We start from the raw sequence: 26,007 nt of genomic DNA, 5'->3' as shown, positions 1-26,007 counted from the left end.
GACTGACACTTGATTCAGTCGCGCAATGCCCCAGTTTAACGCAATGTAGCGGCCTGCCCGTTCGGGTGGGCCGTTTTGGTTTCCAGGAGACCCAACGTGAGCGATAAGGTTCAACATGTCGGCGATGCCGACTTCGAGACAGCGGTACTGCAATCGGGCGAACCGGTGCTGGTGGATTTCTGGGCCGAGTGGTGTGGCCCGTGCAAGATGATCGCACCGGTGCTGGACGATCTGGCCGACACCTACCAGGGCCGCCTGAAGGTTGCCAAGGTCAATGTGGACCAGAACCGCGCCCTGGCCATCAAGTACCACGTGCGCTCGATCCCGATGCTGTTGCTGTTCAAGGACGGGCAAGTGCAGGCGACCCAGATCGGTGCAGTCGGCAAAGGCCAGCTGACCCAGATGATCGACAAGACCCTGGGCGGCGCGGCGGCCTGAGCAGACGGGCGTCCAGCGATGGGCGCCCGATGATGCGCCGGCAGTTAAATCCTGCCCCGGTAGACGCTTGCGCGGTGACGCGCCGCGGTGATAGTGTCAGTTGGTCCGGCACACGTTCGTGCGCCGCCGTACCCCTCTAGAAGCTCTTCTAGACTCCCATCTACCAATAGTTCGCCCCCTAGTTGGGCGCTCGCACCTTAGCGAGGAATCACGCACTTGTCCGATCATCCTTCCTCCGATACCGGGAGCAGCATCGACGCTCCCGTCGAGAAGCGCGTGCGCAAGCCGCGCGTGAGCAAGACCGCCGTCACCAATGAAGACGGTGGCGCACAGCAGCCCAATCTGCCCTTGCCCGCCAGCCCCGCACCCGAGGCACCCCGTGTCCCGCAGGCACCGTCGCGCGTTGCCGATCCGGCACCTGCGCAGACGTCCAGCGACGGCGCACACGCCGGTCAGGCGCCCAGCGCCAGCCACGGCGGTGACACCCACGGCGAGCCCCGCGAGGGAGGCCAGTCGCAGCAGCAGCGCTTCAACCAGGCGCAGCAACAACAGAACCAGAATCAAGCCCAGAGCCAGGGACAAGGCCAGCCTCAAGGTCAGGCCCAGGCACACGGTCAGAACCAGAACGCCGGCCAGAATCAGCAAGGCCAGGGTGGCCAGGGTCAGGGGCAAAATCAGCAAGGCCAGAACCAGCAGGGCAATCGCCGCGACCGGTTCCGCAATCGCCGCGACCGTGGTCCGCGTGATCGGTTCGGCAACGAAGGCGGCGGCATGCCGCCCTCCGATGGCAGCAACGAGCCCTTCATCGCGCGTCCGCATCCGGCCGTGCCGGAAGGTTTCCCGGTCTATTCGCTGAGCGACCTCAAGCGGATGCCGGCGCAGAAGCTGCTCGACATTGCCGACCAGCTCAACATCCAGGAAGGCGTGGCGCGCGCGCGCAAGCAGGACGTGATCTTCGCCCTGCTCAAGGTGCTGACCCGTCATGGCGAGGGCGTTGCCGCCGACGGCGTGCTGGAAATCCTGCCAGACGGCTTCGGTTTCCTGCGTGCAGCCGAAGCCAGCTACCTGGCCGGCCCGGACGATACCTATATTTCGCCCAGCCAGATCCGCCGCTTCAACCTGCGGACCGGCGATCACCTGTCCGGCCGTATCCGCTTCCCGAAGGACGGCGAGCGCTATTTCGCGCTGTCGATCGTGGACACCATCAACGGTGAGCCGCTGGAAGCCAGCAAGAACAAGGTGCTGTTCGAGAACCTGACCCCGCTGTTCCCGCGTCGCCGCTTCCGTCTGGAGCGTGGCGATGGGTCCACCGAGGACATCACCGGCCGCATCCTGGATCTGATGGCGCCGCAGGGTAAGGGTCAGCGTGCGCTGATCGTCTCCCCGCCCAAGGCCGGTAAGACGATGATGATGCAGCAGGTGGCCACGGCCATCACCACCAATCATCCCGAAGTGCACATGATCGTGCTGCTGATCGATGAGCGCCCGGAAGAAGTGACCGAAATGCAGCGCACCGTGCGCGGCGAGGTCATCTCCTCCACGTTCGACGAGCCGGCGGCGCGCCACGTGCAGGTTGCCGAGATGGTGATCGAGCGGGCCAAGCGCCTGGTCGAGCACAAGAAGGACGTGGTGATTTTGCTCGACTCGATCACCCGTCTGGCGCGCGCCTACAACAACGTGGTGCCCAGCTCCGGCAAGGTGCTCACCGGTGGTGTGGATGCCAACGCCCTGCACCGTCCGAAGCGTTTCTTCGGCGCGGCGCGTAACGTGGAAGAAGGCGGCTCGCTGACCATCATCGCCACGGCGCTGGTGGAAACCGGCAGCAAGATGGACGAGGTGATCTACGAAGAGTTCAAGGGCACCGGCAACAGCGAAGTGCATCTGAACCGCCGCATCACCGAAAAGCGCGTGTATCCGGCGATCGACATCAACCGTTCCGGCACGCGTCGCGAAGATCTGTTGATCGAGCCGGAGCTGCTGCAGAAGATCTGGATCCTGCGCAAGCTGCTGCACCCGATGGACGAAATCGCCGCGATGGAATTCCTGCTGGACAAGATGAAGACCACCAAGTCCAACGACGAGTTCTTCAGTTCGATGAAGCGCTGAGATCGGTTTGCGTCAGCACTACGAAGAGCCCCGCATTGCGGGGCTTTTTTGTGGGCGGTTTTTTGCGTCAGGCGATGCGCTTGGTTTTCCGCGTTTGATCGCGCTTGTGCGGTCGTTGCGGATCGCCTGCATTCTGGTTGCTCGTCATGCAGGCGGCCAACGGATGGCTGATTCCCTGCCAGGCCGGATGTGCGACACGCGCCTAGCCCGCGTGACGCTCATCGCCGCACGCGAAAAGAGGATGCCCAGACCTACACGTTGCTTCCAATGCATTGCCGTACTCCATTGGTTGATCGCACGTTTGACCAGTCTGCCGCTGTAACCGAAACGGGCTAGGCAAGCCGACGCGACTCCGCATACGGCGGCGTGTCCGGATAATCGTCTTCGCGCAGGCGCGCCTGCAGGTCGCGCCACCATTGTGGGTCGAACAGTTCCGGGTGCTGGTGCTTGACCGCTTCCAGTTGCGAGGACGGCAGGCCCATGAACAAGGCGAAGCGCTCGGGAAAGACGTCGCGCGGGCCGACATGGAACCAGGGTTCGGCAGCCATCTGTTCTTCGTAGGTGGTGGGCGTCGGCCAGTCGCGGAAGGTGCAGTCGGTGATCAGGCACAGCTCGTCGTAGTCGTAGAACACCGCGCGCTGATGGCGGGTGATGCCGAAGTTCTTCAGCAGCATGTCGCCGGGAAAGATGTTGTTGCGGGCCATGTCCTTGATGGCCTGGCCGTAGTCCAGCGCAGCCGCATGCGCGGCTTCGGGCAGTTGTTCGCGCAGATACAGATTGAGCGGGCGCAGGCGCCGTTGCACGTAGCACAGCGCGATCAGTACATCGTCGCCGTCTTCGCTCAGGCTCATTGCACAGCTGGTCTGCAACTCTTGCAGCAGCGCAGGCGAGAAGCGCGATGTGGGAAAGCGCAGGAAACGATACGGCTGCGCGTCGAGCAGGCGGCCGATGCGATCCAGCTGGAACACCAGTTCGTACTTACCCTCCACCTGTGCGCGGCTCATGGTTTTGGGATAGGCGAAGCAGTCACGAATGAGCTTGAACACCAGCGGATAGCTGGGCAGCGTGAATACCACCATGACCATGCCCGGCGTGCCATCGGCATGCACCTGCTGCTCGGAGGGATGCGCCTGGAAATGGCTGAAGAACGTGCGATAGCGTTCGGTCTTGCCCTGCTTGGCGCGGCCCAGCATGGTGTATAGCTCGTCCACCGGCTTGTGGGTCAACAGGCTGCGCAAGAACACCACCGCGTCGCCCACCGTGGACAGATCGGCCTGGAAGTAGCTGCGCGAATTACTGAACAGTTGGGCGACATCGCTACGCTTGGTCAACACTGCTTCGGCACGCAAACCGGCGGCGTCGTTGATCAATGCAATGACGCACGGCGAAAACCGGTGCTCGCCGAACACGCGCCCGACCAGATACGCGCGACGTTCACGATAGAACACCGTCTCCAGCAATTCCACGCTGCGCACCGGGTGCTCGCCCCAGTGCGCAAGGTCGTCGAGCAGGCGCACCGCGATCGCGGCGGCGCAGCGGGTGCGGTGCGCATACGGCACCGCGAACGCGTAGTCGCCCAGCACCCGTACCAGCATGTCGGTCAGCCGACCCGGCGAGACCGCATAGGTGTGGCGCGCCACCGGCACGGTGATGGCATCGGTGGGTTCGATGTCCAGGGCGATGAATTCGATATCGGCATCGACGCCGTGGGTGCCGAAGTAACGCCGGGTCAGGGTGTTGTAGAACGTCTTGTACAACTCCTGATCGATCAGCCCGCTCAACAATGCGGCGTAATGGTCGCGGGCACGCATCCACAATACGCGGTCGTGCGCCTGGCCCAGCAGCACCGCGCGCAGGCGCAACATGCATTCGGCGATGTATTGGTCGTAAAGCGCGATGCGTGCAACCGCGTCGTCGCGCGCGCCGCTCCAGTCGCGTGTTTCGAACTGCTGTTTGGCACGTGCGGTGATCTCGGAAAAGCGTGCGTGGTAGTCCTCGAACGCTTCATACACGGCTTGTGCGATGGCCAGTGCACGACGCTCGGATTGCGGCGGTAACGATGGATGGCTCATGCCGGCAGTGTACCCAGCGCCTGTCGTCGCGCGCAGCCAGGGCGAGCGCCGTTGCGCCGATATGACAAGGCCCGCCTCTGCACGAGACGGGCCTTGGGATCTACCGCTTGCGGACGCACCGGCAAGCGGTGCGGGGAATCAAGCCTTCAACGTCGCCAGGATGGCGTTGAAGGTCTTGCTCGGACGCATCGCCTCGCTGACCTTGGCCAGATCCGGGTGGTAGTAGCCACCGATCTCCACCGGCTTGCCCTGCGCACCGTTGAGCTCGGCCACGATGGCGGCTTCGTTGTCGGTCAGCGCCTTGGCCAGCGGCGCGAACTTGGCCTGCAACGCGGTGTCTTCGGTCTGCGCGGCCAGGGCCTGCGCCCAGTACATCGCCAGATAGAAATGGCTGCCGCGGTTGTCGAGTTCGCCCACCTTGCGCGCCGGCGATTTGTTGTTGTCCAGGAACTGGCCGTTGGCCACGTCCAGCGCCTTGGCCAGCACCGTGGCCGACGGGTTGTCGTAGCGGTTGCCCAGATGTTCGAGCGAGGCGGCCAGGGCCAGGAATTCGCCCAGGGAATCCCAGCGCAGGCAGTTCTCTTCGACGAACTGCTGCACATGCTTGGGCGCCGAGCCGCCGGCGCCGGTTTCGAACAGGCCGCCGCCGGCCATCAGCGGCACGATGGACAGCATCTTGGCGCTGGTGCCCAGCTCCATGATCGGGAACAGGTCGGTGAGGTAATCGCGCAGCACATTGCCGGTGACCGAGATGGTGTCCTGGCCCTTGCGGATGCGCTCCAGCGAGAACGTGGTCGCTTCCACCGGCGGCAGGATGCGGATATCCAGGCCGTTGGTGTCGTGGTCCTTCAGGTATTTCTCGACCTTGGCGATCACCTGCGCATCATGTGCGCGCGCCTTGTCGAGCCAGAACACGGCCGGGGTCTCGCTCAGGCGGGCGCGCTCGACGGCGAGCTTGACCCAGTCCTGGATCGGCGCGTCCTTGACCTGGCACATGCGCCACAGATCGCCGGCTTCCACGGCGTGTTCGAACACCGTCTTGCCATTGGCGTCGGTGACCTTGACGGTGCCGGCGGCAGGCATCTGGAAGGTCTTGTCGTGCGAGCCGTATTCTTCGGCCTTCTGCGCCATCAGGCCGACGTTGGGCACCGAACCCATGGTGGCCGGGTCGAACGCGCCGTGCGTGCGGCAGTCGTCGATCACCGCTTGATACACGCCGGCATAGCAACGGTCCGGAATCACCGCCTTGGTGTCCTGCAGCTTGCCTTGCGCATTCCACATCTGACCGGAATCGCGGATCATCGCCGGCATCGAGGCGTCGACGATCACGTCGCTGGGCACATGCAGGCTGGTGATGCCCTTGTCGGAGTTGACCATCGCCAGGCCCGGGCGTTGTGCGTATTCGGCCTGGATATCGGCCTTGATCTGCGCCTGCTGCGCCTCCGGCAGCGAGGTGATACGTGCGTACAGATCGCCGATGCCGTTGTTGGGATCGAAACCAACCGACTTGAGCGCATCGGCATGCTTGCTCAGCGTGTCCTTGTAGAACTCACCGACCACCACGCCGAACAGCACCGGGTCGGACACCTTCATCATGGTGGCCTTGAGGTGCACCGAAAACAGCACGCCCTTCGATTTCGCATCGGCGATCTGCGCGTCGATGAAGCTGGCCAGCGCGCGCTTGCTCAGCACGGCGGCATCGACGATCTCGCTCGCCTTCACTGCCACCTTGTCTTTCAACACGGTGCTGCTGCCGTCGGCAGCGACGAATTCGATCTTCAATGCACCAGCATCGGCGACGGTGGTGGACTGCTCGCTGCCGAAGAAATCGCCGGCATCCATGTGCGCCACATGCGACTTGGAGTCGCTGCTCCACTTGCCCATGCGGTGCGGATGCTTGCGTGCGTAGTTCTTGACCGACAGCGGTGCGCGGCGATCGGAATTGCCTTCGCGCAGCACCGGGTTCACCGCACTGCCCTTGACCTTGTCGTAGCGCGCCTTGATGTCCCTTTCGGCGGCGTCCTTGGGCTCGTCCGGATAGGCCGGCAGCGCGTAGCCCTGGCCCTGCAGTTCCTTGATGGCCGCCTTGAGCTGCGGCACCGAGGCGCTGATGTTGGGCAGCTTGATGATGTTGGCTTCCGGCGTGGTGGCCAGCTCGCCCAGTTCGGCCAGGTCGTCGGGGATCTTCTGCGTGTCGTTCAGATGCTCGGGAAACAGCGCCAGCATGCGCCCCGCCAGCGAGATATCGCGCGTTTCGACCACGATGCCGGCGGTATCGGTGTAGGCATCGATGATCGGCAGCAGCGACTGCGTGGCCAGGTAGGGTGCTTCGTCGGTGAGCGTGTAGAGGATCTTGGGTGTCTTGGACATGGGCGCGAAATGACCTCGGGGGAAAGGAAGCAGCCGGCAGCAGTCCGGCAGGACACGTGGCAGACGGAATCGGGGCCGCAGATTGTCGCGTGTCTGCCGTGTTCTGGCAAAAGTCCGTAGTACCTACCGTCTACGGGTCCTCGGCATGCGTCGATTTTCGGCACACTAGCGGCATGACGACCCAATTCTCTGCCGCAGATCTCGACCAGGCGTTCCTGCTGCGCATCACCACGCCCACCTATTACGCACGTGGCCTGGCCTACGCCGATCAGGAGCGGGTGACGCTGGAAACGGTGGAATCCAGTCGCGTCAGCGCGCAGGTCAGCGGCAGCGAGGACTACACCGTGGAGTTGGTCTGGCGCGATGGTGCGTTGCATGGACAATGCGACTGCCCCATCGGTCAGTGCGGGGATTTCTGCAAACACCAGGTTGCAGTTGCAATCATCTGGGCTCGCGCCACCGCTCATGCTCCTGCTTCCAAACGTGGCAAGCGCGGTGCGGACGCTGCCCCGGCCAGCGACTCGCCGGAGCAGGTGCTACGGCAATGGTTGTCGACACAGACACAGCAGGCCTTGCAGGCGCTGCTCCTGGAGCTTGCCGGCAACGACACCCAGCTACGCAGGCGCCTATTGAGCCAGGCGCAACTGGCGATCGCACCACTGCAGGACTGGCGCAAGGCGATCTCCACCCTGCTGGGCCGTAAGCGATTCATGGACTGGAGTGCCACCATCGCCTACAGCAAGCAGCTGGCAGTGTTGCCTTCACTGCTGGAGCAAGCCCGGCAGCGCGATCCGGTGGCGGCGCTGGACCTGCACGAATATGCGTTCACGCGCTTGCTGACGATTTACGAAGACGTCGACGACTCACGCGGCGATCTGGGTGCGCGTCTGCACGCCCTGGGCCATGCGCATCTGCAGGCCGCACAGGCGGCTGGCACGGACAGACTGTGTGAGCGCCTGTTCGCACTGCGGATGCTCGATCAATGGGACCTGCTGCGGCCATTGTCGGACTACGCCCCACTCCTGAGCCCTGCCGACATTGGCCGGTTGCAACATGCGGCGCTGAAGGTTCTGCAACAGGAGGGCAGCGGCCCTACCCGGCGTCTATTGGCCGAGGCACTGCTTGAAGACACCGCGCGCTGCGGCGGCAGCGTGGATGCCATGCTGGATTTTTTTGGCCGCAACTGCGCCAGCGCCTTGGAGCATCTGGAGATGGCGCGACGCTGCAGCGAACACGGGCGCCAGCGCCAGGCCTTGGATTGGCTGGAGCGCGGCGTCAAGGTTGATCCGAAGGACACCCGTCTGCTGGCTGCGCTGGCACAAGCCTATCTGCGCGATGGCTTCCCCGAAGATGCATTGCAGGTGCGCTGGAAGATCTACCTGCTCAGTCCCTCCGAGAAGAACTATCTAGCGTTGCGCGAGGTCGCGTTGCTGCCGGACTCCTGGGAATCCTGGCGCGAGAGCGCCTTGCAGGCGCTTGAGGCCAAATCGGTGCCGCGCTACATCGACACGCATGACACACGCATCCGCCTATTGCTTGCCGAAGGACAGCACCAGCGCGCGCTGGAACTGGCAGCCGACCAGACACACAAGCTCCCATTGGGTACCTGGGAGCGCCTGCTGCCGGCTGCCGAGACGTGCGACCCGGCCGCCGCGCTTCGGATTTGCCACACCGTGATCGACATACACATCGAGCGCACCGACCGTCAGGGCTACGTGGCGGCAATCGGGCTACTTCCCACGCTGCAGCGGCTTTACCAGCAACAGGGCGAGCAGGGTCACGCCGCATTCGAGGCCGAACTTGGCCGCCTGCGCCAGCGCTACCGCGTCAAACGCACGTTCATTGAGTTGTTGGACAAGAAGTTCGCGGCAGGTATAAAAAAGAAGCTCACCATCAGGTGATGCACAGCTGGTGAGATTGGACAGCCGCACACTGCGACCAGACGCAACACGCGCGCCAGCAGAAAGCTCGCTGATGCACAGCGGCGGCGTGATGCGGACGCGCGCAGCGCCGCAGACGCTTCGCTGCAAGCGCAGGCCGCGTCGGCTTGCTCTCACAAGGACCCAGACGGAGGAACGCCATGGAATTCTTTGCGCATTCGACCAAGCGGCAGGATCGCAGCGATTGGCAACGGCTGGCTGAGCACCTGCTCGCCGTCGGCGAACGTGCCGCCGAGAATGCTGAACCGTTTAAAGGCCAACGTCTGGCCAGTCTGGCCGGGCAACTGCACGACCTTGGCAAGTACACGCGGCAATTTCAGCGTCGGCTGGACGGTGACCCAGCCCGCGTGGATCACGCGACCTGGGGCGCAAAAGTCGCCTGCGAGCGCTATGGCACCGCCGGCACCCTGCTCGCTTACGGCATCGCCGGCCATCACGCCGGCCTGGCCGATGGACGACCAGGACACGCAGCGCAGACACGCCTTTCGCTGCACGAGCGCCTATCGGAGGACTACCGCGAACGGGAACTGCCACCGCTGATGTCGGACTGGGAACGGGAGTTGTCACTGCCGGCCAAGGTGGCGTTGACGGAAGGATTTACCGGACATCCGCGCCAGGAGCGTCGCCCTTTCCAGCTCACGGTCCTGACGCGGATGATTTTCTCCTGTCTGGTCGATGCCGACTTCACCGATACCGACGATTTCTATCGCCGCCTGGAAGGGCGGCAGTCGCGTGCAGAGGAAACCGGCACGCGTCCGGACCCGCCAGAATTGCGGCAACGCCTTGATGCGCACCTGGCCACGTTGCCCACCGAGGGCGGCATCAATCCCTTGCGCGCGCAGATCCTGCGCGAAGTTCGTGCCAAGGCCGGCATGCGTCCTGGTCTGTTCTCGCTCACCGTACCCACCGGCGGCGGCAAGACACTGGCCTCACTGGCATTCGCCCTGGACCATGCCATCGCACATGGACTGCGCCGGGTGATCTACGTGATTCCGTTCACCAGCATCGTCGAACAGACCGTGCAGGTGTTCCGGCAAGCATTGGGGGTACAGGAGCGCGACGACGTCGTACTGGAGCACCACAGCGCCTTCTTCGACGATCCGACCAAGGCGCCGCAGTCCACCGACAAGCGCAAGTTGGCCATGGAGAACTGGGACGCGCCGATCGTCGTCACCACCGCAGTGCAGTTCTTCGAGAGCCTGTTCGCCGATCGTCCTTCCCGCTGCCGCAAGCTGCACAACATCGCCGGCAGCGTGGTGGTTCTGGACGAAGCACAGACCCTGCCGCACGCATTGCTGCGCCCGTGCGTGGCGCTGCTGGACGAACTGGCGCGTAACTACCGGGTCAGCCCGGTGTTGTGCACTGCCACGCAACCCACGCTGCGCCTGGACCAGGGCTTCGCCGGGGGTCTGGAACATGTGCAAGAACTGGTGGACGACCCACCGGCACTGTATGCACAGCTACGACGCGTCCAGGCGCGCCACGTCGGTACGCTCGACGACACTGCGCTGACCGACCAACTCTATCACCGCGAGCAGGTGCTGTGCATCGTCAACAACCGCCGTCACGCCCGGCACCTGTTCGATGCGATCGCCGACCGACCAGGTGCGCGGCACTTGACCACGCTGATGCACGCGCGCCACCGCAGCGCGGTGCTGGCCGAACTGCGCGAAGACCTGAAAGCAGGCCGGCCATGCCGGCTGGTCGCCACCAGCCTGATCGAGGCCGGGGTGGACGTGGACTTCCCCGCGGTGCTGCGCGCCGAAGCCGGCCTGGACTCAATCGCCCAGGCCGCCGGCCGCTGCAACCGCGAAGGCCGGCGACCGGCCGATGCCAGCGAGGTGTTGGTGTTCGCGCCGGCCAATCCCGACTGGGCACCGCCGAAGGAATTGGAGCTGTTCGCACAAGTCTTCCGCAGTGTCGAGCGCAGCCACCGCGACGATCTGCTGGCGATGGACGCGATCGCCAGCTACTTCGCGGAACTGTATCGCAGCCTGGGCGACGGCCGGCTCGACCGCGAGGACGTGCTCGGCCTGCTGCGCGACGCGGGCATCGACAGTCTGCCGCTGGACACGCTGGCGCGGAAATTCAAAATGATCCAGACCACCATGCGGCCGCTGATCGTACCGTATGCCCCCTATGCCGCAGGCAGCGGCAAAGAGGTGCCTGAGGTGGCCGACACCCTGCGCCAGCTCGAACACGCAGAACAAGTGGGCGTAGCCGGCGCCGCCCGTCGTCTGCAGCCGTGGCTGGTACAGGTGCCCGAGCAGGCCTACAAGGCGCTGTGGCAGGCCAATGCCATCGCCCCGGTCGCACAGGCGCGCTATGGCGAACAGTTCGTGAGGTTGGTCAATCCAAGACTGTACGACCCGCGGTTCGGGCTGCGCTGGGACGACAGCCCGCAGTTCCTGGCAGCCGAGGCTCTGGTCAGTTGAGCTTGGCGGCTTTCGCTCAAATCTCAGCATTTGAGATATCAATCAGGCAAGTTGGATCGTGTAACGCCAGATAGGGGAAACAAGGATGAGTTACGGAGTCAGGCTCCACGTCTGGGGCGAACGAGCGCTGTTCACGCGCCCGGAAATGAAGGTAGAGCGGGTCTCGTACGACATCATCACGCCATCGGCGTCGCGCGGCATCCTGGAAGCAATCCATTGGAAACCGGCGATCCGCTGGGTGGTGGACAGCATCCAGGTGCTCAAGCCGATTCGCTTCGAGTCGATCCGCCGCAACGAAGTGGGCGGCAAGCTGTCTGCGGCCAGCGTGAGCAAGGCGATCAAGGCCGGGCGCACCGATACGTTGGTGAGCTACGTCGAAGAGGACCGCCAGCAACGCGCCGCCACCCTCCTGCGCGAGGTGGGTTACGTGATCGCCGCACACTTCGAGTTGACCGACAAGGCCGGCGCCGACGACAACGTCGGCAAGCACCTGGACATCTTCAACCGCCGCGCGCGGCGCGGGCAGTGCTTCCAGGCGCCGTGCCTGGGCACGCGCGAATTCCCCGCCAGCTTCGCGCTGATCGAGCACGACGCGGCGATGCCGGCTACCGATGCAACGCTGGCTGGCGAGCGCGACCTGGGCTGGATGCTGCACGACATCGACTTCGCCGACGGCATGACCCCGCGCTTCTTCCGCGCACGCATGGTCGATGGCCGGGTCGAGGTGCCTGCGCCGGAAAACGGCGGGGTGCGCGCATGATCCTGTCCGCACTTGCCGACTACTACCAACGGCTGCTGGACGATCCGGCATCGGGCATCGCCGCACCCGGCTACAGCCAGGAGAAGATCGGCTACGCCATCGTGCTGGACGGCGATGGCCGCGTCGTGGCGGTGGAGGACGAACATGACTACGACGGCAAGAAGCGGACTCCCAAGGCGCTTTCGGTGCCAACCTCATCCAAGCGTCCCGGGATCGGAACCAAATCGTTCTTCCTCTGGGACAAGACAAGCTACACGCTCGGCGTCAGCGCCAGCAGCAAACGCAGCGAGCAGGAACATGCGGCGTTCCAGGTCCTGCACCAGCAAGCGCTGGCCGGCAGCGACGATCCCGGCCTGCGCGCACTGCTGGCCTTTCTCGAGAGCTGGTCGCCCGCGCAATTTGCCGAGCACCCGCACTTCGCCCGGCACGGCGAGGCACTGTTGGATGCCAATGTCGTGTTCCGCCTGGAGGGCGACGCCAGCTATCTGCACCAGCGCGCAGCTGCGCGCACGGCATGGGAGCGACTGCAGGGCCTGGCCTCCGAAAGCGCCTGCGGCATCTGCCTGGTCAGCGGCGAACGTGCGCCGCTGGCGCGGCTGCACCCGGCGATCAAGGGAGTGAACGGCGGACAGCCTACGGGAACGTCCATTGTTTCCTTCCAGGGCGACGCCTACATGTCGTACCGGGGCTCATTCGAAAAGATCAGAGCCAAGAAAAAAGAAAATGATAGCGGTGCTAACGCGCCAATCTCCGAACAGGCCACCTTCGCCTACACCACTGCACTCAACCACCTGCTGCGGCGCGACCCGCGCAACCGGCAGCGGCTGCAGATCGGCGACAGCACGGTGGTGTTCTGGGCGCAGGCCAGGACTATCGCGCAGGCCGCCGGCGCCGAGGACCTGATCGCCGATTTCCTACGTGGCGGCGACGCCGACGGCCCCGGGATCGCCGACGGCCAGGCCACCCAGCGCCTGCAACTGGCGCTGGAACAGGTGCGGCAGATGCGGCCACTGCGTGAGATGGATGCCACGCTGGACGACGACGCGCGCATCTTCGTGCTGGGCCTGGCGCCCAACGCCGCGCGCCTGTCGATCCGCTTCTGGGAAACGCAGACACTGGCCGGCTTTGCCGCACGTCTTGCTGCCCACTACCACGACCTCAAGCTCGAACCGCCCGCCTGGAAGCGCCCGCCCACACCGGCATTCCTCGCCCTGCAGACCGCGCCGGTCTACGGCGAGCACGGCAAGCCCAAGGTCGAGGACGTCTCGCCGCTGCTGGCCGGCGAACTCACCCGCGCCATCCTCGCCGGCACCCCCTACCCGCGTAGCCTGCTCGGCGGCATCGTCATGCGCTTCCGTGCCGACGGGCAGATCAAGCCGCTGCGCGTGGCCTTGTGCCGGGCCGTCCTGGCACGCGAGGCGCGTTTGGACACGCAACAAGGACTGTCATCCACCAACGGAGAACCCCCAGTGAGTCTCGATACCGCCAATACCGACCCCGGCTACCTGCTGGGCAGGCTGTTCTCGTCGCTGGAAAACCTGCAACGCGCCGCACTGGGCGGCCAGGTCAACGCCACCATCCGCGACCGCTACTACGGTGCCGCCTCTGCAACACCGGCCAGCATCTTCCCGGTGCTGCTGCGTAGTGCCCAGAACCACTTCGGCAAGCTGCGCAAGGACAAGGCCGGCCTGGCGGTGAATCTGGAAAAGGAGATCGGCCAGATCATCGACGCGCTTCCCGCCAGCTTCCCGCGCAGCCTGCCGATTCAGGAACAAGGCTGCTTCGCCATCGGCTATTACCACCAGACCCAGGCGCGCTTCGCCCGCAGTAACGGCCAGGACGCCCCCGACACCGCTTCCGAAGGAGAACCCGCATGAGCGCCATTACCCACCGCTACGAATTCGTCTATCTATTCGATGTGACCAACGGCAACCCCAACGGCGACCCCGACGCCGGCAACCTGCCGCGACTGGACCCGGAAACCAATCGCGGCCTTGTCACCGACGTAGCGCTCAAGCGCAAGATCCGCAACTACGTGGCGCTGGAGAAAGAAGCCCAGTCGGGCTATGCGATCTACATGCAGGAGAAATCAGTCCTGAACAGCCATCACGAATTGGCCTGGAAGGCGTTGAACATTCCGCCGGACGACAAGGAGAAATACAAGAAGCTCCCCAAGGATCAGGCCAAGGCTCAGGAACTCACTTCATGGATGTGCAGCAACTTCTTCGACGTGCGCACCTTCGGCGCGGTGATGACCACCGAGGTCAATACCGGCCAGGTCCGTGGCCCGGTGCAACTGGCCTTCGCCACCTCGGTCGAACCGGTGTTGCCGCTGGAAGTGTCGATCACCCGCGTGGCGGTGACCAACGAGAAAGACCTGGAGAAGGAGCGCACCATGGGCCGCAAGCACATCCTGCCCTACGGCCTGTATCGCGCGCATGGCTTTGTGTCGGCCAAGCTGGCAGAGCGCACCGGTTTCTCGGAGGAGGATCTGCAACTGCTGTGGCGCGCGTTGACCAATCTGTTCGAGCACGACCGCTCCGCCGCACGCGGCGAGATGGCGGCACGCAAACTGATCGTCTTCGAGCACGAACACCCGATGGGCAACGCACCGGCGCATATGCTCTTCGACAAGGTCAAGGTCGAGCGTATTGGCCATGTGGATCAGGGACCGGCACGCAGCTTTTCCGATTACCGGGTGGTGATCGACCGCGCACTTCCTGCCGGCGTCAGCGTGACCGAACTGTTCTGACGATCAGGAGAGCGAGACCATGGACGACGACGACCTGATCCCGCTCTCTGCCCTGCAGCACTACCTTTACTGCCCACGCCAATGCGCGCTGATCCATGTGGAACGGCAATGGGCAGAGAACCGGCAAACCGCCGAAGGCCGGCTGCTGCACGAGCGCGCCGATGTGGCACACACGCAGCGCAGGCGTGGCGTGCGCACCGTCACCGCGATGCCGCTGCTGGCGCTGGAACTGGGCATCACCGGCAAGGCCGATGTGGTCGAATTCCATCACGATCCCGCAGGGGAATTCGCGTTCCCCGTGGAGTACAAACGGGGCCGGCCCAAGTCGCACCGGGCCGACGAGGTACAGCTGTGTGCCCAGGCCCTGTGCCTGGAAAGCATGCTCAAACGCCCAGTAGACGCCGGCGCGCTGTTCTACGGGCAGACCCGCCGGCGCAAGGACGTCGTCTTCGATCAAACGCTGCGCGAGCTCACGCAGCGCACCATCGCCGAAACCCGTGCATTGCTGTCTCACGGCATGACGCCCAGTGCGTGCTACGACAGCAAACGCTGCGATGCCTGCTCATTGATCGACCTGTGTCAGCCGCGCCTGCTCGGTCGCGGGAGCGTGGACACCTGGCTGCGTCGACAACTCGATACTGAAGAGGACTGACGATGCGCCGCCAACTCAATACCCTGTATGTCACCACCGACGGCGCGTGGTTGCGCAAGGACAGCGCCAATGTCGTCATGGAGGTGGAGCGGCAAGAACGCACTCGATTACCGGTTCACATGCTGGAGAGCATCGTCTGCATCGGACGTGTCGCGGTCTCGCCTCAGCTGCTCGGCTTCTGCGCCGAGCAAGGCATCAGCATCTGTTATCTGACTCCGCAGGGGCGCTTTCTCGCGCGTGTGGAAGGCCCGGTGTCCGGCAATGTGCTGCTGCGCCGTGAACAGTACCGATGCAGCGACGATCCCGTGCGTTGCGCCGCGATTGTGCGTCACCTGCTGGCAGGAAAAATACACAACCAGCGCGCCGTGCTGGCGCGCGGCTGGCGCGACCACGGCGACCGCCTCACCGGTATCCCCGCCTTTCAGCATGCACTCAAGCGGCTCAAGCGCATTCCACAACGCCTGCTCATCGAAACCAGTGTTGACGTGCTGCGCGGCCTGGAAGGCGAGGCAGCGCAGTCGTATTTCGGCGTCTTCGGCCAACTGGTACGCACCGAGGCCCCGCTGCTGCGCTTTGGCGGACGCAATCGCCGCCCGCCGCGCGACGCCTTCAATGCCTTGCTGTCGTTTCTCTACACCTTGCTGACCCACGATTGCCGCTCGGCCCTGGAAACGGTTGGTCTGGACCCGGCAGTCGGCTTCCTGCATCGCGACCGACCGGGACGGCCAAGCCTGGCCCTGGACCTGGCAGAGGAATTCAGGCCGTTGCTTGGCGAGCGCCTGGCACTGTCGCTGATCAACCGCCGACAATTGAACGAGCGCGACTTCCAGGTCTTCGACAACGGCGCGGTTCTTCTCAAGGACGATGCGCGCAAGACAGTGCTGATCGCCTACCAGGAGCGCAAACGCGAACAGCTCCAACATGCCTTCCTGGGCGAAAAGGTCGACATCGGCCTGCTGCCCTTCGTGCAGGCGCAGCTGATGGCACGGCACCTGCGTGGCGATCTGGATGGCTATCCCTCCTTCTTCTGGAAATGACACGGCTCAAGTCCCATGATGATTCTGGTCAGCTACGACGTCAGCACCAGCTCTCCCGGCGGGGAGAAACGCCTGCGCAAGGTCGCCAAAGCCTGCCGCGACCGTGGGCAGCGCGTGCAGTTCTCGGTCTTCGAGATCGAAGTCGAGCCTGCCCAATGGACTGAATTACGGCAGCAACTCTGCGACCTGATCGACCCGGCCCTAGACAGCCTGCGGTTCTATCACCTTGGCGCGAAATGGGAGGCCCGCGTGGAGCACGTTGGCGCCAAACCCAGCCTGGACCTCAAAGGCCCACTGATTTTCTGACGCGAACCCCAAGCGTCCCATAAAAACCGGGCAGGTTCGCACCTTCCTCAAGCAACTGATTTGCAAGAAAAAAATAAATACCTAGCGGATTCACAGGTCCGCATGACTACTTCTCGACCGCTTTTTCAGCAAGTCCGCGCAACGGCCCGTGTTTTAGCAACGATGGCAAGCACTTATGCTAAGGGGGGTCGCGCCCTCACGGGCGCGTGGATTGAAACACACTCCCGGGCATCTTCTGATGTGGGTCGATAAGGTCGCGCCCTCACGGGCGCGTGGATTGAAACTTACCCTGACCCTGCTACGGGTGGGGCACCCTGGACGTCGCGCCCTCACGGGCGCGTGGATTGAAACATCAAAGCGCTTACGTCCCGCCTTAACAGCAATGGTCGCGCCCTCACGGGCGCGTGGATTGAAACGCCTTGACCGGGCGTGGCCTGCAGATGCTGCGTTAGTCGCGCCCTCACGGGCGCGTGGATTGAAACTCAGGTGGTGCCCTGGATGAGTTGCGGATGGTGGTCGCGCCCTCACGGGCGCGTGGATTGAAACTAATGCTCCCGACTGGCAGGCAATGACGCCTATCGGTCGCGCCCTCACGGGCGCGTGGATTGAAACTCTCTATAACTCTGCGCCTGTAGCTGGGAACAACTGTCGCGCCCTCACGGGCGCGTGGATTGAAACTGGTCAGGTGCTGACTGGCTCGGATGCAGTGATGGTCGCGCCCTCACGGGCGCGTGGATTGAAACTTCCAGTCCTCGTCCACGTGATGCACGTGCAGCCGGTCGCGCCCTCACGGGCGCGTGGATTGAAACTTTGCGGGCATTGTGATGCGTCAACTACGGCCTGGCGTCGCGCCCTCACGGGCGCGTGGATTGAAACACGCCGTCCGAGCGCCGCTTGCTGCAGGCGTGCATGTCGCGCCCTCACGGGCGCGTGGATTGAAACCGGGTCGCGATACAGGTCGTAGACCGTGTTCGCGGTCGCGCCCTCACGGGCGCGTGGATTGAAACACGTTAGTGCAAGTTTGGTGTTGACAGTGACTAGTCGCGCCCTCACGGGCGCGTGGATTGAAACAACTTGAATCGCGACAACCGCAACGTCGGCGTGGTGTCGCGCCCTCACGGGCGCGTGGATTGAAACTCATCCCGCGACATGCGACCCGCGAACCCCTGCGTGTCGCGCCCTCACGGGCGCGTGGATTGAAACTGACCCGGGCGTATACAGCACGGCAGCCGACGTAGTCGCGCCCTCACGGGCGCGTGGATTGAAACCCAACCACGCCTGCTCCAATGCGGGTTGTGAAATAAGTCGCGCCCTCACGGGCGCGTGGATTGAAACCGCAGTGGGTGCACCTGTCTCGGTGCACCGGCAACGGGTCGCGCCCTCACGGGCGCGTGGATTGAAACAGGTGGCAAACAACAGCTTCAAGCCCGCTGCCGATGTCGCGCCCTCACGGGCGCGTGGATTGAAACGCCTGCTGCACGGTGTGAACCTGCCCGGGTAGAAGTCGCGCCCTCACGGGCGCGTGGATTGAAACATCAACGCCCGGTTGCTGCGGGGCTTGGAAGTGGGTCGCGCCCTCACGGGCGCGTGGATTGAAACTTGGTTGGTGCGTTTGATGCGGGTGCCCAGATCGTCGCGCCCTCACGGGCGCGTGGATTGAAACGGATACATCTTGGCACAGGAGGGCGGGGCCGATGGTCGCGCCCTCACGGGCGCGTGGATTGAAACCAGTTGACGTGCAGCCCGGCGAACATCCGCATATCGTCGCGCCCTCACGGGCGCGTGGATTGAAACTCCGCTAGTGTGGTCGTGGATGTCGTAGAACTTCGTCGCGCCCTCACGGGCGCGTGGATTGAAACCCAACGAGGCCCCGGGCCTTAGCCGGGTGACTTCTCGTCGCGCCCTCACGGGCGCGTGGATTGAAACCGGAACAGTGCGAGCCAGAAAGCCGTAAAGACTATCGTCGCGCCCTCACGGGCGCGTGGATTGAAACTCGTGGACGAGCTGCACCTGCTCGGTAAGCGCTCAAAGTCGCGCCCTCACGGGCGCGTGGATTGAAACTGGAGTTGCCGCAGCGGCGCCTGTACGTACGTGACCGTCGCGCCCTCACGGGCGCGTGGATTGAAACTCGGCGCGCGGTGCTTTGTTGAGTTCCATGTCATGTCGCGCCCTCACGGGCGCGTGGATTGAAACACCTCCCCCTTGTTCTTGCCACCTGCGAAGGTAAGCGTCGCGCCCTCACGGGCGCGTGGATTGAAACCTAGTAGCCGCACCTGTCTGTACCCTCCGTTATGCGGTCGCGCCCTCACGGGCGCGTGGATTGAAACACTGCGCAGCACTTCCCCCAGACAAAGGCGGTATGTCGCGCCCTCACGGGCGCGTGGATTGAAACTATCAGATGGGCCTAGGCCCTGCACACATTGCCGGTCGCGCCCTCACGGGCGCGTGGATTGAAACATGCTGGACGGCGGGAACTTGCCGAACACGTTGAGTCGCGCCCTCACGGGCGCGTGGATTGAAACCTCGCCACGAATGCCGCAGCTGATCCGCCCGGTTCGCGTCGCGCCCTCACGGGCGCGTGGATTGAAACTGATTTGTAGGGCGATACACGGGTGGTATAACTGTCGCGCCCTCACGGGCGCGTGGATTGAAACCGCCGTGGAACCGAGACACGAACGCGCGCTTAATCGGTCGCGCCCTCACGGGCGCGTGGATTGAAACGGTAACCAAGCCCACCTTGTATGCGCTTAGCGGGTGGTCGCGCCCTCACGGGCGCGTGGATTGAAACTGGTCGTTGCTTCTGCCTTTCCCAAACTTGATGCGTCGCGCCCTCACGGGCGCGTGGATTGAAACAACACGTTTTTCCCCGCCGGCCGTGTGGCTGGGAGTGTCGCGCCCTCACGGGCGCGTGGATTGAAACGCCCCGTGCGTCCACAGCCTTAGCCGCCGAGTACCAGTCGCGCCCTCACGGGCGCGTGGATTGAAACCTCTCGTGCACGCATTACCCGGTAAGCGGCGTTAGTCGCGCCCTCACGGGCGCGTGGATTGAAACCATCACTGCCAGACCCAACAAACACGATCCCGCCGGTCGCGCCCTCACGGGCGCGTGGATTGAAACTAGCATCGCTGCTTCTAACATAGCCGCCGCGTCGTCGCGCCCTCACGGGCGCGTGGATTGAAACAGGTTGATGGTGATAGGGCCTGCACCTAGCTTGCGTCGCGCCCTCACGGGCGCGTGGATTGAAACTCCTACGACCCGGAGCTTGGCACCTTCCAACGACGTCGCGCCCTCACGGGCGCGTGGATTGAAACAAGGACAACGTTCAGGACAGTGTGGAGACGGGTAGGTCGCGCCCTCACGGGCGCGTGGATTGAAACCATCTTCTCCAGCAGCCAGCCCGGACGCTCGGGCGTCGCGCCCTCACGGGCGCGTGGATTGAAACTCACTTACAGTAACCCTTGTGTTTAGCTTACCCGGGTCGCGCCCTCACGGGCGCGTGGATTGAAACCCTCAATCCCCATTGGAGGGAAGCGCAGGCTGACCCGTCGCGCCCTCACGGGCGCGTGGATTGAAACAGTTTCCCTCGAGCTCCAGTGCCCTAGCCTTGTGGTCGCGCCCTCACGGGCGCGTGGATTGAAACTTTAGGCTTCTGCCTAACGTGCCGGAGGATGGCATGTCGCGCCCTCACGGGCGCGTGGATTGAAACAGGAGCTCGATACGCGCCCAATCAGTGGGGTGCAGTCGCGCCCTCACGGGCGCGTGGATTGAAACTCCACCATCGCACCGCCGCGCTCTTGCAGCAGGTTGTCGCGCCCTCACGGGCGCGTGGATTGAAACTTCCATCGGTGTTTGCCCAACTCGATGTACTCAAGTCGCGCCCTCACGGGCGCGTGGATTGAAACTTCCATCGGTGTTTGCCCAACTCGATGTACTCAAGTCGCGCCCTCACGGGCGCGTGGATTGAAACGCCTTGGTCTTGTCTAGTCCCGCGTTTGCTTTGTGTCGCGCCCTCACGGGCGCGTGGATTGAAACGTGCTACAGGTGGAGAGGGAAGTGTTCGGGAGAGGTCGCGCCCTCACGGGCGCGTGGATTGAAACCGGGGTATTACCTTCCATTCGTTATTTCCTTAGCGTCGCGCCCTCACGGGCGCGTGGATTGAAACTGGCTTCTTTTCTTCGTCGTGGGGGATTGCTTCAGTCGCGCCCTCACGGGCGCGTGGATTGAAACCTGGGTCGATTCGCTAGGCAACACCTATCGCATCGTCGCGCCCTCACGGGCGCGTGGATTGAAACTGGCTCTCCATACCCGCTGCCGCCGTCGCCATCGGTCGCGCCCTCACGGGCGCGTGGATTGAAACCGGTCTCGCCGTCGCCTTTGGTGTAGGCGTGAGGGTCGCGCCCTCACGGGCGCGTGGATTGAAACATGGCCATGCGTCCGATCTTGCGACAGGCCACCTGTCGCGCCCTCACGGGCGCGTGGATTGAAACCTTACACAACTATTGCGAGCGTTCCAGAATGTGTTGTCGCGCCCTCACGGGCGCGTGGATTGAAACTTACCAATGAATCTACCGGAGCTGCGCATGGAACTGGTCGCGCCCTCACGGGCGCGTGGATTGAAACTAACCACCTGTCGATAGCCTGGCGCACCGACTGGGTCGCGCCCTCACGGGCGCGTGGATTGAAACTGCGTCTGAAGGTCGGTCTTCCCGCCCTTGCTCGCGTCGCGCCCTCACGGGCGCGTGGATTGAAACTCGCCGTGCTGGCGCACCATCTGAATCGCCGTGGTTGTCGCGCCCTCACGGGCGCGTGGATTGAAACCAGGATCGCATCGATATAACGCTGCGGGCTGAATGGGTCGCGCCCTCACGGGCGCGTGGATTGAAACTCCAACCACCCGCAACGCCCACGAACCGGTGACAGGTCGCGCCCTCACGGGCGCGTGGATTGAAACTAGCCGATTTAGCGTCTCAATTTTTGCGCGATTGAGGTCGCGCCCTCACGGGCGCGTGGATTGAAACGGATACCACCTAACAAGCCGAGCTTGATTTAGCGTCGCGCCCTCACGGGCGCGTGGATTGAAACGATCTAACGAACACCTGCTGTGGACAGCGCTCCCTGTCGCGCCCTCACGGGCGCGTGGATTGAAACAACGACACGTTCGGCATGGCACCATCCGCCGTGTGTCGCGCCCTCACGGGCGCGTGGATTGAAACCCACGCCGGCATCGCCCATCACGTCCAGGATGGTGTCGCGCCCTCACGGGCGCGTGAATTGAAACAACATGAACCTGCTGCTTTACGTTTTGCCCCGACGCGGTCGTATCCTCAAAGGCATGCGGGTTGATACTCAGCCAAGCGAAGTGATGCACACGAATTTGGTAAGTCGTGTCCGCATGGGCGCGTGGATTGAAATGGCCCGCCTGGCATATGCGACGCCTGGGACTGCCCATAGCGCCCTCACTGGCGTTTGGGTTGGAAATGCATCATGAGGCATACCTTTTTCTGGCAGGCCTGCCGCCCACTGACGCGGCACAGGTTGGACCATGCTGGAGTTCTGCGTGTGGTGCGGGTCATCACGCACGGGGTTAAAAATTTGGACGCCGTCCATCAATGCTTGGATACCATTTATTTGACGATGATGGTCTGCGGCGTACCTGCTGGCTTGCCGTCGACCATGACCTGTGCAGTGTAAGTGCCGGCCCGCCAGCCGTCGGGCTTGCTGAAGCTCATGTTGGTGGTCTCTGCGCCGCTGGTGGTCAGCGTGGCGCTCTGCTCGCCGGCCACATGCCCATCCTGATAGGTGAGCTTAGCCGAGACCGGCACATTGCTCGCACTGCCCTCGGTCTTGACCGACACGATGATGGTGTCCTTCGTGCCGATGGTGGCGGACGGGGTCACCGTCTTGTCGGCGGCGGCCTTGGTACCGACGGCAACGCTGGATACGGTCACGGCAGACCCGGTCGCAGTACTCTGTCCGGTCTGATCGCTGGCGGGCGGCGTAGCGGCTGGACCAGGCATCGCCTCAGTGGCGGCACCGGAGGTAGGATCCTTCGAAACGCTGGCGTCTTCGACCTTCTTGCAACCGGACAATGCGAGCACGCCGGCAAGCGCGATCACGAGCGTGCGTGAAACGGATTTAGTACGCATGGATCAATCTCCGAATATCGAAAAAATCATTGTTTCTGGAATTTTTTGCAGACTTCGCCGCGTCCCGCAACGCATCTCTGCAATGAAAATGATGATCGCGCTGGCAGCTACGCTTTGTGCGGTAAACGCAACACCTGACCCGGGAAAATCTTGTCCGGATCCTGCAGCGTGTCTCGGTTGGCTTCGAAAATGCGCGGCCATAACTTGCCGTCGCCCAGATGACGTTTTGCAATGCTGGACAGACTGTCGCCTGCCTGCACCGTCACCGATTCCTCGACCAGCTCTGCGGAGCTCTGCACAGTGGTGCGTACATTGGAAAAATCCGGCCCAGGCGTCATATCGGCGGTGCTGTCGACCGATGAGGTGACGTTGGAGAAATCTGCTTTCTTGTCGGCACTCATTGCTGCGCTCCTTCGTCCATCACGAGGACTGCAGGGTGCGTGGCGCGCTGTTAAGCGTGGATCGCGCCGCCGTGAAGCCGGCGCGATCCTTCACTGCAGCGACTTACTGGCGCAGATCGCGAAAGATCGACAGCGGCGTGGGCACGCTGGGCGAGCGACGCAGCGGGTTGATATCCAGCCCACCACGCCGGGTATAACGCGCTTCGACCACCAGCCACTCCGGTGCGCAATGGGTCAGCACATCGTTAAACATGCGCTCCACGCACTGCTCATGAAACTCGGCGTGGTCGCGGAAACTCACCAGATACCGCAACAGGCCCTCGCGGTCGATGGGCGCACCCCGATAGCGCAGCGTGACGCTGGCCCAATCCGGCTGGCCGGTGACCGGGCAATTGGATTTGAGCAAGGCCGAGGTCAGCACTTCTTCCACCACTGGCTGGGCGTGTGCGGAGAGGTAGGCCGCATTCGGCGGGCCGTAATCGTCGATGCTGACGTCCAGCGTATCGATCGATTCGCCTTCGCCCACGACGTCGATCGGCGGCAGGCCGAACTCCACCGACACATCGGTGCCGGCGCGCGTGGACAGGTCGGTGGCGATCCGCGTGCGCACTGCTTCGGCGCTGTTGAAGCGGGTGGCGTTGAGCGAGTTGAGATACAGCTTGAGCGATTTGGATTCGATCAGCGACGGCGATTCGCAGGGCACATGCAAGGTGGCCGTCGCCACGCAGGGCTTGCCCTGTGCATCGAGCCAGCTGAGCTCATAAGCATGCCAACGATCGCGGCCGATAAACGGCAAGACACCGCTCAGCCCGATGGCCTCGCGCCCGGCCGCACGCGGAATCGGAAACAGCAACGACGGGTCGTAGCCGCTGGGATAGGCGACCTCACGACCGAGAGTGGAATCTTCTGGGGTATTCATCCCGCCATTTTAGGCCGCACGGGCTGGCCGTGAGGTGTATGGCGAGGTCGGAGGGACGAGACCATCGGAAGGCCTCGCCACATGGCGTATCACCCAGCCGCACATCGCAATGGGAACTGGAAATCGCCCAGCCGCAGACGATTCCCGATTCCCGATTCCCGATTCCCCATTCCCGATTCAGCCCGCTTCACCCTGCTGCAGATAATCCAGCGACACCTGCAACAGCGCGCGCAAGCCCACATCCAGCGACGACTCGTCCAGCAGGAACTGCGGCGAATGGTTGCTGGGCGCGGTGGCCGGGTCGATGCCCTTGGCCGTGGAGCCGACGAAGAAGAACATCGACGGCACCTGCTGGGCGTAGAACGAGAAATCTTCCGCGCCCATCTGCAGCGGCGGTTCGTACACGTTGTCGGCGCCCACCACGGCCTGCAGGCTGGGCAGCATCTTGGCCGTCAGGGCGGGGTCGTTGACCGTGGCCGGGTTGCCGTCCTGGTCGGGCACCTTCGCCTCCACCTTGGCGCCATGCGCGGCGGCCGTGTGCTCGGCCACGTTCTTGAGATCGGCAAAGATCTGCTGGCGCATGCCTTCGTCGAAGGTGCGGATGGTGCCGACCATGTCCACATCGTCGGGGATGATGTTGTAGCGGATGCCGCCCTTGATCGCGCCAAAGCTCAGCACCGCCGGCTGTTTGGACAGGTTGGCGCGGCGGCTGATCACCGTTTGCGCGGTGGAGATCATGTCGGCGCTGGCCACGATCGGGTCGATGCCGTTCCACGGCGCCGAGCCATGGGTCTGGCGGCCAATCATCTTGATCGCAAAGCGATCCGAGGCCGCCATCAGCGGGCCGCTGCGCACCGCGATCTTGCCGGCCTGCACGCTGGAGAACACATGCAGGCCGAACACCGCCTGCGGCTTGAAGTCGGCGAACAGGCCTTCCTTGAGCATCAGCGAGGCGCCGCCTTCCTCGTTACCGGGCGCGCCTTCTTCGGAGGGCTGGAAGATCAGCATCACCTCGCCCGGCAGCTGCTCGCGCATGCCCACCAACGCCTCGGCCACGCCGAGCAGGATGGCGGTATGGGCGTCGTGGCCGCAGGCATGCATCACCCCGACCTGCTCCCCGCGGTACTCGGCGGTGGCCCTGGAGGCGAACGGCAGCCCGGTCTGCTCGGTCACCGGCAGCGCGTCCATGTCCGCGCGCAGGGCGATCTTCGGGCCGGGCTTGCCGCCCTTGATGATGGCCACCACGCCGTGATGGGCAATGCCGGTGCGCGGCGTGAGGCCGAGCTTTCGTAGCTGCGCGGCCACCGTGGCGGCGGTGCGCTCCTCGCGGTTGGACAGCTCCGGATGCTGGTGGAAGTCGCGGCGCCATTGCACCACCCTGGCCTGCAGCGGGGCAGCGGCGGCCTGAACGTCGGACCGTTGCGCGGTCTGCGCGGCGGCGAGCGTGGACAGGGCGAGCAGTAGCGCACTGGTCAGCAGGCGGGAGGGGCGCATCGAGAATCCTAGAAAGAGGGTTGCCAAGAGCGGCTGACAGAACGTCGCGAGCAGTCGTCAGATAGGCGTGGAGGCGCACTCGGAACCGGCGTGTACGAATGGTACCTGCCGATTCCGGGCATCGGCCGCACTCGCCTCACGGCTGGGCTGTCGTTTTGTTCGCCGGTCTGAATGTAGT

Annotated in this window: 16 protein-coding genes, 1 other RNA gene and 1 CRISPR repeat array; of the genes, 10 read left to right on the top strand and 7 right to left on the bottom strand. The window is 63.8% G+C overall.

The window, feature by feature from the left end; translation table 11 throughout:
- Positions 1–96 precede the first annotated feature (96 nt).
- Both trxA and rho read left to right on the top strand, forming a co-directional pair.
- On the top strand, positions 97–438 hold the full coding sequence (trxA, locus tag XBLMG947_RS11500; protein ID WP_065468772.1) for a thioredoxin TrxA: 342 nt from the start codon (positions 97–99) through the stop codon (positions 436–438).
- A gap of 216 nt (positions 439–654) precedes the next feature.
- Positions 655–2,544, top strand: a complete 1,890-nt coding sequence (rho, locus tag XBLMG947_RS11495) for a transcription termination factor Rho (RefSeq protein ID WP_065468770.1) — start codon at positions 655–657, stop codon at positions 2,542–2,544.
- A gap of 332 nt (positions 2,545–2,876) precedes the next feature.
- Here the strand turns inward: rho and aceK are convergent, their stop codons facing one another.
- Together aceK and XBLMG947_RS11485 are read right to left on the bottom strand one after the other, a co-directional pair.
- The gene (gene aceK / locus XBLMG947_RS11490; RefSeq protein ID WP_065468768.1) at positions 2,877–4,616 is read right to left on the bottom strand and encodes a bifunctional isocitrate dehydrogenase kinase/phosphatase; all 1,740 of its coding nucleotides are present in this window, start codon (positions 4,614–4,616) and stop codon (positions 2,877–2,879) included.
- 138 nt (positions 4,617–4,754) lie between these two features.
- Positions 4,755–6,986: an NADP-dependent isocitrate dehydrogenase gene (locus XBLMG947_RS11485; RefSeq protein ID WP_065468766.1), complete on the bottom strand. Its 2,232-nt coding sequence runs from the start codon at positions 6,984–6,986 to the stop codon at positions 4,755–4,757.
- Positions 6,987–7,159: 173 nt separating this feature from the next.
- Here XBLMG947_RS11485 and XBLMG947_RS11480 point away from each other — a divergent pair, with 173 nt between their 5' ends.
- The 8 genes from XBLMG947_RS11480 to cas2 all read left to right on the top strand — a co-directional run bounded on the left by XBLMG947_RS11480 (position 7,160) and on the right by cas2 (position 16,868).
- Entirely contained in the window at positions 7,160–8,887 is a 1,728-nt protein-coding gene (locus XBLMG947_RS11480; RefSeq protein WP_065468764.1) for an SWIM zinc finger family protein, read from the top strand.
- 179 nt (positions 8,888–9,066) lie between these two features.
- Positions 9,067–11,361 (top strand): CRISPR-associated helicase/endonuclease Cas3, encoded by a 2,295-nt coding sequence (locus XBLMG947_RS11475; RefSeq protein WP_065468762.1) that lies wholly within the window; start codon positions 9,067–9,069, stop codon positions 11,359–11,361.
- A gap of 85 nt (positions 11,362–11,446) precedes the next feature.
- The gene (gene cas5c, locus XBLMG947_RS11470; protein ID WP_065468760.1) at positions 11,447–12,121 is read left to right on the top strand and encodes a type I-C CRISPR-associated protein Cas5c; all 675 of its coding nucleotides are present in this window, start codon (positions 11,447–11,449) and stop codon (positions 12,119–12,121) included.
- On the top strand, positions 12,118–13,998 hold the full coding sequence (gene cas8c, locus XBLMG947_RS11465) for a type I-C CRISPR-associated protein Cas8c/Csd1 (RefSeq protein WP_065468758.1): 1,881 nt from the start codon (positions 12,118–12,120) through the stop codon (positions 13,996–13,998). Before cas5c ends, cas8c begins: the two co-directional genes overlap by 4 nt.
- Positions 13,995–14,873 (top strand): type I-C CRISPR-associated protein Cas7/Csd2, encoded by an 879-nt coding sequence (cas7c, locus tag XBLMG947_RS11460; RefSeq protein ID WP_065468756.1) that lies wholly within the window; start codon positions 13,995–13,997, stop codon positions 14,871–14,873. Before cas8c ends, cas7c begins: the two co-directional genes overlap by 4 nt.
- A 19-nt stretch (positions 14,874–14,892) precedes the next feature.
- A complete protein-coding gene (cas4, locus tag XBLMG947_RS11455) occupies positions 14,893–15,525 on the top strand; it encodes a CRISPR-associated protein Cas4 (protein ID WP_065468755.1) in 633 nt (210 codons plus the stop codon).
- A gap of 2 nt (positions 15,526–15,527) precedes the next feature.
- The gene (gene cas1c / locus XBLMG947_RS11450; protein WP_065468753.1) at positions 15,528–16,562 is read left to right on the top strand and encodes a type I-C CRISPR-associated endonuclease Cas1c; all 1,035 of its coding nucleotides are present in this window, start codon (positions 15,528–15,530) and stop codon (positions 16,560–16,562) included.
- Positions 16,563–16,577: 15 nt separating this feature from the next.
- The gene (cas2, locus tag XBLMG947_RS11445) at positions 16,578–16,868 is read left to right on the top strand and encodes a CRISPR-associated endonuclease Cas2 (RefSeq protein WP_065468751.1); all 291 of its coding nucleotides are present in this window, start codon (positions 16,578–16,580) and stop codon (positions 16,866–16,868) included.
- 187 nt (positions 16,869–17,055) lie between these two features.
- Positions 17,056–22,147: direct repeats of the CRISPR family, unit length 31 nt; unit sequence GTCGCGCCCTCACGGGCGCGTGGATTGAAAC.
- A 346-nt stretch (positions 22,148–22,493) separates the two neighbouring features.
- Here cas2 and XBLMG947_RS11440 read toward each other — a convergent pair.
- The 5 genes from XBLMG947_RS11440 to XBLMG947_RS11420 form a co-directional block, all read right to left on the bottom strand.
- Complete coding sequence (locus XBLMG947_RS11440) at positions 22,494–23,015, bottom strand: hypothetical protein (protein WP_065468749.1); 522 nt, start codon at positions 23,013–23,015, stop codon at positions 22,494–22,496.
- 107 nt (positions 23,016–23,122) lie between these two features.
- A complete protein-coding gene (locus XBLMG947_RS11435; protein WP_065468747.1) occupies positions 23,123–23,416 on the bottom strand; it encodes a LysM peptidoglycan-binding domain-containing protein in 294 nt (97 codons plus the stop codon).
- A gap of 103 nt (positions 23,417–23,519) precedes the next feature.
- Positions 23,520–24,335 (bottom strand): NADPH-dependent 7-cyano-7-deazaguanine reductase QueF, encoded by an 816-nt coding sequence (gene queF, locus XBLMG947_RS11430; RefSeq protein ID WP_065468745.1) that lies wholly within the window; start codon positions 24,333–24,335, stop codon positions 23,520–23,522.
- A gap of 177 nt (positions 24,336–24,512) precedes the next feature.
- Positions 24,513–25,829 carry a M20 family metallopeptidase gene (locus tag XBLMG947_RS11425; RefSeq protein ID WP_065468743.1) on the bottom strand — a complete coding sequence of 439 codons (1,317 nt, stop codon included), beginning with the start codon at positions 25,827–25,829 and terminating at the stop codon, positions 24,513–24,515.
- A 31-nt stretch (positions 25,830–25,860) separates the two neighbouring features.
- Positions 25,861–25,936: non-coding RNA, sX9 sRNA (locus XBLMG947_RS11420), on the bottom strand.
- Positions 25,937–26,007: the final 71 nt, after the last annotated feature.

Origin of the sequence: Xanthomonas bromi (assembly GCF_900092025.1) — a bacterium.
Taxonomy (GTDB): domain Bacteria; phylum Pseudomonadota; class Gammaproteobacteria; order Xanthomonadales; family Xanthomonadaceae; genus Xanthomonas; species Xanthomonas bromi.
This window is presented reverse-complemented; position numbering and strand designations above follow the sequence as displayed.